Annotated in this window: 10 protein-coding genes and 1 pseudogene; 3 read left to right on the forward strand and 8 right to left on the reverse strand. The window is 68.0% G+C overall.

Going from position 1 to position 12423, the window contains the following annotated elements:
* Positions 1–26: 26 nt before the first annotated feature.
* The 5 genes from OG912_RS35100 to OG912_RS35120 all read right to left on the reverse strand — a co-directional run bounded on the left by OG912_RS35100 (position 27) and on the right by OG912_RS35120 (position 6802).
* Positions 27–1946 carry a right-handed parallel beta-helix repeat-containing protein gene (locus OG912_RS35100; protein ID WP_327713620.1) on the reverse strand — a complete coding sequence of 640 codons (1920 nt, stop codon included), beginning with the start codon at positions 1944–1946 and terminating at the stop codon, positions 27–29.
* A 145-nt stretch (positions 1947–2091) separates the two neighbouring features.
* Positions 2092–3003 (reverse strand): carbohydrate ABC transporter permease, encoded by a 912-nt coding sequence (locus tag OG912_RS35105; protein ID WP_327712841.1) that lies wholly within the window; start codon positions 3001–3003, stop codon positions 2092–2094.
* A 13-nt stretch (positions 3004–3016) separates the two neighbouring features.
* A complete protein-coding gene (locus OG912_RS35110) occupies positions 3017–3943 on the reverse strand; it encodes a carbohydrate ABC transporter permease (RefSeq protein ID WP_327712842.1) in 927 nt (308 codons plus the stop codon).
* On the reverse strand, positions 3922–5130 hold the full coding sequence (locus OG912_RS35115; protein ID WP_327712844.1) for an ABC transporter substrate-binding protein: 1209 nt from the start codon (positions 5128–5130) through the stop codon (positions 3922–3924). Before OG912_RS35115 ends, OG912_RS35110 begins: the two co-directional genes overlap by 22 nt.
* A gap of 388 nt (positions 5131–5518) precedes the next feature.
* The gene (locus OG912_RS35120) at positions 5519–6802 is read right to left on the reverse strand and encodes an alpha-L-fucosidase (protein ID WP_327712845.1); all 1284 of its coding nucleotides are present in this window, start codon (positions 6800–6802) and stop codon (positions 5519–5521) included.
* Positions 6803–6959: 157 nt separating this feature from the next.
* On the opposite strand from OG912_RS35120, the gene OG912_RS35125 reads away from it, so the two are divergent.
* Positions 6960–7745 (forward strand): ribonuclease activity regulator RraA, encoded by a 786-nt coding sequence (locus OG912_RS35125; protein ID WP_327712847.1) that lies wholly within the window; start codon positions 6960–6962, stop codon positions 7743–7745.
* Positions 7746–7921: 176 nt separating this feature from the next.
* Here the strand turns inward: OG912_RS35125 and OG912_RS35130 are convergent, their stop codons facing one another.
* Entirely contained in the window at positions 7922–8344 is a 423-nt protein-coding gene (locus OG912_RS35130) for a MerR family transcriptional regulator (RefSeq protein WP_327712848.1), read from the reverse strand.
* A gap of 410 nt (positions 8345–8754) precedes the next feature.
* Here OG912_RS35130 and OG912_RS35135 point away from each other — a divergent pair, with 410 nt between their 5' ends.
* Positions 8755–10242 carry a SulP family inorganic anion transporter gene (locus tag OG912_RS35135; RefSeq protein WP_327713621.1) on the forward strand — a complete coding sequence of 496 codons (1488 nt, stop codon included), beginning with the start codon at positions 8755–8757 and terminating at the stop codon, positions 10240–10242.
* Positions 10243–10329: 87 nt separating this feature from the next.
* Here the strand turns inward: OG912_RS35135 and OG912_RS35140 are convergent, their stop codons facing one another.
* Positions 10330–10863, reverse strand: coding sequence for a GNAT family N-acetyltransferase (locus OG912_RS35140; protein WP_327712849.1), 534 nt, complete (start codon positions 10861–10863; stop codon positions 10330–10332).
* A gap of 246 nt (positions 10864–11109) precedes the next feature.
* Here OG912_RS35140 and OG912_RS35145 point away from each other — a divergent pair.
* Positions 11110–11256: pseudogene (locus OG912_RS35145) on the forward strand (phosphotransferase); the annotation flags it as partial.
* A gap of 106 nt (positions 11257–11362) precedes the next feature.
* Here the strand turns inward: OG912_RS35145 and OG912_RS35150 are convergent.
* The gene (locus OG912_RS35150) at positions 11363–12310 is read right to left on the reverse strand and encodes a methionyl-tRNA formyltransferase (RefSeq protein WP_327712850.1); all 948 of its coding nucleotides are present in this window, start codon (positions 12308–12310) and stop codon (positions 11363–11365) included.
* Positions 12311–12423 lie beyond the last annotated feature (113 nt).

Consider the following 12423-nt stretch of genomic DNA (forward strand, 5'->3'; position numbering starts at 1 on the left):
GGGCCCATTACCAGGTCGCGAGCGGGCTAGCGTCGGGCGCCCGCAGTCCACACGGGTGCCCCGTACTGGTAGGCGCCCAGGCTCGGGGCCGGATCCGTGGACCCGTCGTTGATCCCGGGAAGAGCGATCGCCATATTGCGAGCCGGTGAGCCGGCGGTGAGCCGGTAGTCGTGGTTCGCCGCGTCGACGAACAGCGGATCGGTCTCCGGGGGAAGGTTGTTGGAGAGGACGAGCCCGCCATCGGTGGCGCCGGTCAGGCCCCGGATCGTACCGAGGTTGTTGTAGATCCTGGTGCCGGTCGACTGCCCCGGTTCCTTCACGTAGAACAGCGTCATTCCGCCGGTGTTGTTGTAGACGCCGTTGTCGTGCGACCCGGTTCCCAGGCCGTTCAGCATCACCGTGCCCTCCCGGTTGCCCCAGCCCACGTTGTTCGCGATCACGAGGTCGCTCTGGCCGTTGTCCGCGTAGATTCCGGAGATCCCGAAGGTGGTGGAGGTCGTGGCCGGCGCCGGGTCGTGCAGCACGTTGTGATCGATGGACGTGCCCATCATCCAGGCACTGCAGCAGGTGTAGATCGCGGCGACGTCCAGGCTCATCCGGGCGTAGCCGGAGATGTCGTTGTACGCGATCAGGTCCTTGCCCGGGGTGAGGCCGGCGACCTCGTTCCACTGGAGGTTGATCCCGCTGCGTCCGACCCGGGAGATGGTGTTGTGCGTGACGGTCTGGCTGTTGCCCTGTACGGCGATGCCCGCCGCGTAGGTGCCCATGTAGTCGACGTCGTGGATCACGTTGTCCGTGGCGGTGTTGTTCTGCCCGCGCAGCGCGATGCCGTTCCCGGCGCTCAGCGAGAGGTCGCTGTTCACGATCTTGTTCCGGGTGCCGTCGACGATGATGCCGCTGTCGCCGACGCCCCGCGTCACCGTGCTGCCGCAGTCCGTCGCGCCCCGGGTGATGTCCGTGTAGTGCGAGAGGTACTGGCCCTGGATGCCGTCCAGCGTGACGCCCGTGCTGGAGGGGCCCGTGGCGATCGTGGTGGCGAACAGACCGATGCCGTCGACCGTCGTGTGGGAGGCGTTCGTCAAGTCGAAGCCGAGGGTGCGCCGCTTGGCCTCGACGGTGTGGGTGTCCGGGTCATCGGTGCCGTACACGTACAGGCGCTTCGCGACCGGGTCGTAGAACCACTCGCCCGGGTGGGCGAGTTCGCCGATCTTTCCGGACAGGGCGTACCGGGTCTCCTTCGGCACGACCTTGTGGACGCACGGCGAAGCCGCGTCCAGCGTCACCGAGCCGACGGCGGAGCTCTTGACCGTGGTGGTGGCCGAGACGTACCAGTAACCGGTCAGGGCGCGCCCGCCGTCCCAGTACCCCGCCGGGCGGGTCAGGGCCGCGTCGGCGACGGTGGCGTCCGCGCTGCCCGCGCCGGCGTACTGGAGCGTGGGGGCGAGCAGGTCGAGGCCGGGGTAGGGCCACTGGGCCTCGATGCCCATCCTCTTGTCGGTGAACACCTGCACGGTGGTCACGTCCGGGCCGAGGTCCACGTCCGTGCTGTAGATGTGCCCGTCGGCCACCGCACCGCTGAAGGCCGAGTCCGCGGCGAACGGGTCGGTGGCGGCGATCTCGGTGACATCGGCGGCGGTGACCGGCGCGAATCCGCCGATCCTCGACGCGCCGCTGACCGTCACCTTCGCACCCGGCGCGGCGCGGTAGGTGATGGGCAGTTGGGCGCTGCCGGAGCGGGCCGGCACCACCGTCTCTTCGTAGGTGCCGGAGAGCACCAGACAGGTATCGCCCGGCACCATCACATCGGCGCACTTCTGGATGTGCCGGAACGGGGACTCGGCGGTCTTGCCTCCGGCCGCGTCCCGGCCGGACGGCGACACGTAATAGGTGGTGCCCGCCTGGGATTTTACGGGATGGGCGGCGGCAGGATGGCCGACCGCCACCATGGTCAACGATGCGAGCAGGGCGGCTGCGGACCACGGCCCTCTGCGGGACCGTGGTTTCCAACTCCTCAGCACTCCGTGGTCCTTTCTCTGTTCTCGGCTCTTTGTCGGACTCGGGTCGGACTCGGACGGGGAAGGACGAACCCCGTCATCCCTTCACGGCGCCCACGGTGAGACCGCTGATGATGTGGCGCTGCATGTAGATGAAGAAGATGACGACGGGGGCGATGGCGAGCAGAAGGTTGGGGAACACCTTCGTCAGATCGGTCGAGTACTGGCTGATGCCGGCGTAGACCGCGGTCGTGACCGTGTAATGCCCGGAGGACGGGCTGAGCAGGTTCTGCGGGGAGATGAAGTCGTTCCAGATTCCGATCGAGTTGAGGATGAGCACCGTGACGACGGCAGGGCGCATCAGCGGGAAGATGATGGACCAGAACGTCCGGTAGCGGCCCGCGCCGTCGATCGTCGCCGCGTTGTCGATGTCCACCGGGATGGTGCGGATGAAGCCGACGAACAGGAAGATGCTCACCGGCAGCGTGGAGGCGACATCGTGGGCGACCAGGCCGGTGACGGTGTTGGCCAGACCGATCTCGCGCAGCACGTAGATCACCGGGATGATCACGGCGGCGCCCGGGATGAAGGTGCCGGCCAGGAAGTACAGCAGGACCAGCTGCGTACGCCGCTTGAGGCTGCGCGCGATCGCGTACGCGGCGGGGCCGGCGAGCACGATGCACAGCACGTCCACGAGCACGACGAGGAACAGTGTGAAGCCGTAGCCGTCGATGACGTTGAACTGCGGGCTGTTGATCGCGGCTGACATGTGCTCGAAGGTCAGCCCGTTCAGCGGGATGGAGAAGGGGTTGTCGAGGATGTCCTGCTGCGACTTGAAGGCGTTCACCATGAGCAGGTAGACCGGCACGATCATGATGACGAAGAGCACACCGAGCAGGGCCCACCGCACGGGTGACCGGGGCTCCTTGCGCTCCGTGTCACGCGCGTCCTCACCCTTGGCCGGCGCGGCCTTCGGCCTCTCGCGGACCTCTGCTTCCAGTACGACCACCAACGGCTCCTGACTAACTTGTCGCTGCTTGGTCCTGGCGGTTGCGCAGCGCCGTCACGAGGAGGGCGAGCACTGCGGACACCACCATCAGGAACACCGCCTGCGCGGTCGCGTAACCGACTTTGGTGCCCTCGAAGGACCGGGCGAGAATGAGATAGGTGAATGTCTGCGTCGATCCGGCCGGACCGCCGCCGGTGAGGCTGACCACGATGTCGTAGGCCCGGATGAGCCCCACCAGGTTCAGCACCGTTGCCACGGTCACCACGGGCGAGATCATGGGGATCACGATGCGCAGATTGATCTGTCGCTTGGAGGCCCCGTCGATCGCCGCCGCCTCCAGCAGTTCGGCGGGCACGGTCTGCAGGGCGGCCACGAACAGGACGACGTTGAAGCCGAATCCCGCCCATACGATCACGGCGATCAGTGAGATCAGCGCGAACTGCTCGTCGAAGAGGAACCCGACCGGCTCGATTCCGAACTTGGCGAGTGTGTTGTTGATGGCTCCGTTGGTGCCCAGGATCGCCGCCCACAGGTACCCGAGGATCAGGGCGCTGATGACGTGCGGAAAGTAGGCGACGGCCCGGAAGAAGGAGTTCGAGCGCGAACGTCCCTTGAGCGCAAGCGCGTACACGAGCCCCAGGCCCACCATGAGAACCGTGCCGACCGCGGCGATCAGTGCCGTCACATACCAGGCGTCCGACGAACTGGGGTCGTCAAAAAGGTGTTTGTAGTTGTCGAGCCCGGTGAACGAGGCGGTGGAGAAGCCGTCCCAGTCGGTGAAGCTGAGATAGACAGCGACTCCCACCGGCACGACGGTCATCACGGTGTAGAGGAGGACGGCCGGACCCATCATCCCGAGAGAGACGGCCGATTCCCTGAGTCGTGCCTGACGCCGCGACCGGTCGTTCAGCCCTGCGTTCAGCTTTGCGAGTTCCACCACTTGTCCAATCCATCCGCCGCGTCCGCGGGGGACGAGCCCGTGTACAGGGACTGGATCTGCTTGTTGAGCTCGTCGCTGAAGCCTGCGATCGGCTTGCTGTCACCGGACTGGACGAGCACCGACGGCGCCTTGTCCAGGATCTGCTGCACGGAGGTGCCGAGACTGGACATCGGGTACGTGAAGCCTTCGCGCAGGTTTCCGTCGGAGGCGAGCTGGCTCTTGATGGCCTCCGGGTCGGTGGTGGCCCACTTCACGAACTTGATGGCCTCGGCCTTGTGGTGCGACTTGTTGACCACGACGTACGGGTTCGACATGTTGCCGAACTGGCCCGACGGGTGTGCGCCGTCGGTCGGCATGGTGAACACCCCGAGGTCGTCGCTCTTCTTGGCGGCGTCCGCGGCGGGTACGAAGAACGAACCCATGATGTACATCGCGGACTTGCCGTTCAGGAAAGCCGTCTGTCCGTCCGCGTACGTGAGTCCGAGGGCGCTCTTCTCCAGGTATCCCTTGTCGATCCAGTTCTTGTAGTGCTGGAGGTAGGGCAGGTAGCCGCTCTTCGCGAAGGAGCCCTCACCCTTGTTGCGCTTGGCCGTCCACTCGGGGTCGGCGGTGAGCACACCCGCGTCGGCCATCATCGAGAACTGTGAACCCGTGACCCACTGTCCGGCCGACTGGAGTGGCTTGTAGCCGGCGTCCTTCAAGTCACCCATCGCGGCGGTGAACTGATCCATCGTCTGGATCTTCGAGGCGTCGAGCCCCGCCTTCTCGAACGCCGCCTTGCTGTAGAAGACGAGCGACTGGATCTGTTCACCCACGCCGACCACGTAGTGCTTGCCGTCGATGGTGTACTGGTCGGCCAGCGGCGTCTTGGCCAGCCAGGGCTGGTCGGACAGGTCGGTGAAGAGCGAGGCGGTGTCGGCGGTCGGGACGATCTGCAGGGAGACGTCCGGCGGGTCGCCCGCCGCCAGGTCCTGCCTCAGCTTCGCGTCCGCCGAGATCGTGCCCGTCAGTTCGAGCTTGACGTGCACACCGGGGTTGGCCTTCTCGTAGTTGGCGAAGAGATCGTTCCAGTACTTCTCCGTCAGGTTCGGGGTGATGTTCACGATGACGCGGAGGGTCGTACCCTCCGAGGCCTGGTCGGACCCGCCCCCGCAGGCGACGGCCGACGCCATCACGAGGGGAGCCACGGCGAGTCCGCAAGCGCGGCGCCACATTGTTTTCATCGGACACGCTCCGTTGCGTAGTCATGAATAATCGATAGCTGGTGCTCGACCGCGGAACTCCCGGTGGAGCGGCGGTGCGAGGGGGTGCGGGGCGGGGGAGGGTGCGTGTCGCCCGGCGGGTGGTGCGATGCGATGGAGGCGAGGCGTGGCCTTCGCCTCCATCACGTCTATCGTCTATCGATTGTTGATGCTAAAGCCGGCTTCTTGCTTCTTCAAGGGTGCTGCCGCAACCTCTGGGTTCCGATTTCGCCTCGCGGTCGGTCGTGCCGTCCGATTCCGGCACTCATCTCTGCTGCACCGGGACGGAGTTCGACGTGAGCGCCCCGTCCCGGACGTGGTCTGCCCGTCGGGTTCACCGCTGCCCTTCCGGCTCCAACTCCAGCTCGATCACCGGGAGCAGGACGTCGGGCCGGGCGATCGGCAGGGTCAGAGTCAGGGTCCCCGCCGGCTGGCTCGGCGGCGCGAGGTTGTTGTGCTCGTGCCGCGCGCCGTCCGTCTCGTGGAAGCGGATCTCCGAACCGTCGTGCAGAAGCTGGGCGTAGCGCACGCGCCCGGCCAGTCCCGGCAGGTGAAGGTGTTTGAGCGGCCAGACCGGCAGGTGCAGATAGAGACGGTTGCCGGACTGTGTGTACAGGGTGTGCGAGGGCGGTTCCAGCGCGCTCGGCCCCGCGCCGTGCACGGACCGTCCGTGCAGCTCGGTCCACTCGCCGATGGCCCGGAGCGTGGCGCGGGCCTGCGGATCCAGGGCGCCGCGGCCATTGGGCCCGACGTTCAGGATGAGGTTGCCGCCACAGGCGACGGACTGCACCAGCATGCGGACCAGCAGCGCCGGGTCCTTGTAGTCATGGTTGTCGCGGTCGTACCCCCATGAGCCGTTGAGCGTGTGGCAGGCCTCCCACGTCACCCGCTCACCACCGCGCTCCAGCGGCCGGTCGGGCTGGTACTGCTCGGGCGTGACGTAGTCGCCGGGTATGCCGAGCCTGTCGTTGACGAGGATGCCCGGCTGCAGTTCCTTCACGGTCGCCAGCAGGTGTTCCGCCCCCCACTCCTCGGGGCCCTTCTCCGGATACGTGAAGTCGAAGAAGAGGGTGTCGATCCGGCCGTATCCGGTGAGGAGTTCGCGTATCTGCCCCTCCATGTAGGAGCGGTAGCGCTCCATGTCACGGGGTTCCTGTTCGGCCGCCGTGCCGCGCAGCGGGTGGTGCTCGTCGACGGGGAAGTCGGGGTGGTGCCAGTCGAGCAGCGAGTAGTACAGGCCGACGCGCAGGCCCTCGGCGCGCATGGCCTCCACGAACTCGCGGACCAGGTCGCGGCCTGTCGTACGCACCGAGGTGTAGTCGGTCAGTGCCGAGTCGAACAGGCAGAAGCCGTCATGGTGCTTGGCCGTGAGAACCGCGTAACGCATCCCCGACTCCCTGGCCGTACGTGCGAGTTGGCGGGCATCGAACAGATCGGGATCGAACCGGGTCAGGTAACGGTCGTACTCCTGCTGGGACATGGACTCCCGGCTGCGGACCCACTCGTGCCGCGCCGCCAGGCTGTACAGGCCGAAATGGACGAAGAGTCCGAAGCGTGCCGCCTCGAACCACCCGATACCGGTGGCGGGATCAGGGGAATCTGGGGAAGCACCGGTCATGGGAGGCTCCTGACGCATTGACAGCACTAATCGATTGGCTGTTATCTACCATCGATAGGCGATGATGTCACTGGCGTTGCGTGCGACGAGCGCGCGGAGAGGCACGTGCATGCACTCGATCGGGGACCAGGAAGCGGCGTCGACGGGGGAGCCCCGCATGATCGGGGCGGAGGGGGGCCGGGCCTATGAATCGATGCGAGCGCCGGTCCACACCTCCACCTTCGTACGGCCCACCTCGCAGATGGTGGACGCCCTCAAGGATGTGAGCGCGGCGACGGCCTGCGCGAAGCTGCATCAGATGGGCATCACCCGGACATTCATCGACGGCCCCGTGCCGTTGCACCGCGAACCGGACGTCAAGGTCACCGGCGGCGCTGTCACGCTGCAGTTCCTGCCGCAGCGTGAAGACGTCTTCAACGGTGCGGAGCAGGAGGACATCGAGCGCAAGACCCCGCTGTGGGGTGTCCTCGAATCCATCCGGCCCGGGGACGTGCTCGTCATCTCGGCGCACGGCAGTCACTTCACCGGCTGCCTCGGCGACATGCTCGTGCGCTACTTCAAACTGCGCGGTGGCGCCGGGATCGTGGTGGACGGGCGGGTACGGGACGCGGCCCGGGTGCGCGCGCTCGGCGTGCCCATCTGGTGCACCGGCGTCACCCCTCACTACGCCTCGCAGACGGAATTGTTCCCGTCCGCCTTCAACGTGCCCGTCGGTGTCGGCGGCTCACTGGTGACACCGGGCGACCTGATCGTCGCCGACGAGGACGGAGCCGTCGTCGTGCCGCAGCAGAACGCGATCCCGCTCGCCGAGGACTCCCTGCTCCACCAGGACCGCGAGGCGTTCGCCCGCCGCCGCCTCGACGAGGGCGGGCGTCTCTCCGACTACTACCCGCTCACCGGTGAGGGCATGACCGAGTACCTGGCGAGCCGTTCCGGCACCTGAGCCGCGGGGGCGGTGGGGCATGGCGGCTGGATGCGGGGCACGGGGCGAGGACCCACCCGAAGCCGTCGGCTGTGCCGCCCCGCAGTGCCGGGAGCCGAGGCTGCCCGCCCCGTCGGGCAGTCGTCCGCGCGCGTGCCCCACCCAGGTGCTGCCCCCGAAAGCCGGTGCGTAGCCGATCAGGGCCGCACGGCAGCGGGGGGCGGGGTCTCCTGGGGCAGGCGCGCGCGGAGGGTGCCGGCGAATTCCTCGGCCCGGGAGAGCTGGATGCGGAGCCTGGTGACCTGCTCCGCGGCCGCCCGCTCGTACTCGCGTACCCGATCCAGCAGACCCTCGCGTTCGCCGGCGTCCAGGTCGGCGCCGGCGTCGAGGCGGTCCGTGGCGTCGAGCAGGTCGCGCATCTGGTCGAGCGTGAATCCGAGCGGCTTCATCCGGCGGATGACCATGAGCCGTTGAACGTCGCTCTCGGTGTAGAGCCGGAAGCCGCCCTGCGAGCGGGCGGAGGGAACGACGAGCCCCGTTTCCTCGTAATGGCGGATGGTGCGCAGGGACAGCTCGGTCCGTGCGGCGACCTCGCCGATCTGCATGTGCTTGTCGTCCACGCCCGTGGTCCTGGCCCTTCTCCTTGTGGCGGGCCGCATCCTGCGCGGCCGCCACCAACCTCTACTCTAACGTTAGGGTAGAGTCGGTGACGGTGAGGGCGGCCCGGCCGCCCCGCCCGTGCTGTTCCCGGGGTCGATGGCGCCCCCGACGAAGGTCCGATTCTTGCAGGAGTGAGCGTGCGGGAGCCCGAGGTGCTGACTGCCGCAGCCTGTCCGCCGTGAGGTTTCGCTCCCGGATGTGAGCTGCCCGGCCGTGCGCCCGCGCTTCGTCCCCTTCGTTCGACTTCCGGCCCGTCGGGGCCGTCCGCGGAGTGCCGGCCCGGCCCCTTCGCCTTTACCGCACGCCCCCGGCCTGCCGGGCGGGGACTGCCCGAGCACGACAGGTACTCACCTCCTTGTCTTCTTCCGTCATGACGCCCGCCGCTGTTCTGCGCGGCCTGAAGCCCGACTGGCTGTCCGACCCGAAGGTCTGGCGCACCGAGATTCTGGCCGGCCTCGTCGTCGGACTCGCGCTGATCCCCGAAGCCATCTCGTTCTCGATCATCGCGGGAGTCGACCCGGCGATCGGCCTGTTCGCCTCGTTCACCATGGCCGTGGTCATCTCGGTCGTCGGCGGCCGCCGTGCCATGATCTCCGCCGCCACCGGGGCCGTCGCACTCGTGATCGCACCACTGAACCGGGAGCACGGCCTGGGCTACCTGATCGCCGCCGTCATCCTGGCCGGGATCTTTCAGGTCGCGCTCGGTGCACTGGGGGTGGCGAAGCTCATGCGGTTCGTTCCCCGCTCGGTGATGGTCGGCTTCGTCAACGCCCTGGCGATCCTGATCTTCATGGCGCAGGTACCCGAGATGCACGACGTGCCGTGGGCCGTGTACCCGCTGATCATCGGCGGTCTGGCGCTGATGGTGTTCTTCCCGAAGGTCACCAGGGTGATCCCGGCGCCGCTGGTCTCCATCGTCATCCTCACCGTCATCACGGTCGCGGCGGGGATCGCCGTGCCGACCGTGGGGGACAAGGGAGCCCTGCCGTCCTCGCTGCCGGTACCGGGTCTGCCGGACGTCCCGTTCACCATGGACACCCTGACGACGATCGCCCCCTACGCGCTCGCGATGGCTCTGGTCGGGCTGATGGAGTCGCTGATGACCGCGAAGCTGGTCGACGAGATCACCGACACCCATTCCTCCAAGACGCGCGAGTCCATCGGTCAGGGCATCGCGAACATCGTCACCGGGTTCTTCGGCGGCATGGGCGGCTGCGCGATGATCGGCCAGACGATGATCAACGTGAAGGTCTCCGGCGCCCGCACCCGGCTGTCCACCTTCCTCGCCGGTTCCTTCCTGATGCTGCTGTGCATCGTCTTCGGCCCGGTGGTCTCCGACATCCCCATGGCCGCCCTGGTCGCCGTCATGGTCATGGTGTCGTTCGCGACCTTCGACTGGCACTCCATCGCCCCGAAGACCCTCAAGCGGATGCCCGCGGGTGAGATCACCGTCATGGTCATCACCGTGGCCGTGGTGGTCGCCACCCACAACCTCGCCATCGGCGTCGTCGTCGGCTCCGTCACCGCGATGGTCATCTTCGCCAAGCGCGTCGCCCGCCTCGCAGACGTCACCGCCGTCACGGACCCCGACGGAACCAGCGTGGTGTACTCCGTGAACGGAGAGCTGTTCTTCGCCTCCTCCAACGATCTCGTCGGCCGGTTCGACTACGCCGGCGACCCCCACCGCGTCGTCATCGACCTCTCCGCAGCCCACATCTGGGACGCCTCGTCGGTGGCCGCCCTCGACGCCATCGAGACCAAGTACGCCCAGCGCGGCAAGACCGTCGAGATCATCGGTCTCAACGATCCGAGCGCCGATCTCCACGGGAAGCTCACCGGAGAACTCACCAGCCACTGACTTCCCGCAGCGCACCGCGCGGGGCCGTCTTCGCAGGGTGCCGGGCGGGCCGGTCACCCGAGCGGCTCGGCCCGCAGACGGAGCCGGTCAGGCGTCAGGCGCGTCGACGAGCAGGTTGCGGACGTACTGGTCGAGCCGTGCGCCGTCGTGCGTGTGGGTCCGCCCGGTGGGAGTGAACCCTGCCCGGCGCGCGACCGCGCCCGAGCCGGGATTCTCCGGCTCCACCTGGATCACCGCCTCCTGCCCGCCCTCACCCGCCGCGTACTGCAACACCAGCAGGACCGCGCGGGTGGCCAGGCCACGTCCCCTCCAGGACGGATAGAGGCCGTACGCGACATTCACCTGACCGGGAGCCAGGCCCGCTCCCGCGAATCGCAGGTCGATCGTCCCGGCGAGGGTCTCGTCGGTGCCTGCCCGGATGCCGAAGGCGCGAAGAGGCCCGGCGGTGTCCCACTGTTCCCGGCAGTGCCGGACGTACGCCTCGACACCTTCGCGTGTCCCTGGACCGCCGTTCAGCCAGCGAACGAGCAGTTCGTCCTCGCCCGCGAGGTGGGCTTCGACGTCGTCCAGGAGCAGCGGGGACAGAGTGATGATTCCGTCGGACATTCTCACGTCAGGCATCCGGCGATTTTCGTCCCCGACTCCGCTTCGCACCACCGGATTCGGCAGGCTCCTGTGCGCGGTGGCCGCGCCGACGGCGAAGGTGCCTGCGGCCATGCGGTGGGGACGCCGGTGCCGCGGGAAGCCGGGCGAGGGAACGGGACACCGTTGGTTCGCATGACTCACGCCGAGATCGAGATTACCGCGGAGCTGGTACGGGAACTGCTGCGCGACCAGCACCCCGACCTGGCCGATCGGGCAGTCCGGCTCGGCGCACGCGGCTGGGCCGTGCGGCAGGCTCTCACCGGCATCCTCATCGGAGACGCCGGCGTCCACGGCCGCCCCGGTGGCAAGGCCACCTGGGGCCCGCCCGCGCAGGCCGCACTGCGACGCCTCGTCGCCACAGCCCGCTGAGTGACCGAGGCGGCTGCCGTGCGCAACCGCCGACGAGCGCGAGCACGAGCACGAGGGCGGACTGGCCGAAGGCGCGGCCGCGGGGCCGTGCCGGGGAGTCCGTGCGTCAGGGGCGGCTGGTCAGATATCCGCCCATCGAGGTGAAGTACTCCGCCGCAGGCATCTCCCGGCCGTCCTCGGTGCGCACCCGGGTCACGGCCAGGCCGTGGTTGCGCCCGGTGCGGGCGTCCGCTCCGGCCACGATCACCACGCCCTCTCCCTCGCGGTAGAAGATGCGGCCGGGCGTTCCGCCGTAGCGGCCCTGGGACACCACGGCGGCGACGACCTCCAGGCGCTCGCCCCTGTGGAAGGCGTAGGCGCTGGGATACGGCGCGGACTGGGCGCGCACCAGACGTTCGAGGTCCTGCGCCGGCCAGTTCCAGTCGATGCGGATGTCCTCGGCGGATCGCTTGTGGAAGAAGCTCGCCCGGGAGCGGTCCTGCTTGGTGAACTCCGTCTGCCCGCCTGCGATGAGGTCGAGTGCCCCGGTGGTGACCGGGGCGATGAGGTCGACGGTCTTGTGGAAGAGATCGGTGGCGGTGTCCGCCGGACCGACCGGAACCGCTTCCTGCCGGACGATGTCACCGGCGTCGAGCTCGTCGTTCATCATGTGCGCGGTGACGCCCACTTCACGCTCACCGTTGATCAGGGCCCAGATCAGCGGGGAGAAGCCGGCGTACTTCGGCAGCAGCGAGTCGTGGATGTTCAGCGTGCCGTGGCGCGGCAGGGCGAAGATGCGCGGAGGGATCCAGGTCCGCCAGTTGTTGGCCACGATGATGTCCGGTTCGGCCTCCTTGAGGCGCTCGAACAGCTCCTGGTCGTCGGGGCGATTGCGGATCAGCACCGGAACGCCGTGCTTCTCCGCGAGGTCGGCGACGGAGTCGCTCCAGATCTTCTCGTACGCGTGGTCGCTCCTGGGGTGCGTCACGACCAGCACCACGTCGTGCTCGGAGTCCAGGAGGGCTTGCAGGGTGCGGTGCCCCCAGGTCTGGTAACCGAACATGACGACCCGCATGGGGTTCCTCCTCAGCGTAGGAATGGAGCGACAGTTAGTAAAGCAAGCCTTACCTAATCGCGCAACGGGCTCGCGTGGCACCCCCGTTGGCCGGCCGCGGCGCCCTGATTGTC

Source organism: Streptomyces sp. NBC_00464 (assembly GCF_036013915.1).
In the GTDB taxonomy this organism is placed as follows: domain Bacteria; phylum Actinomycetota; class Actinomycetes; order Streptomycetales; family Streptomycetaceae; genus Streptomyces.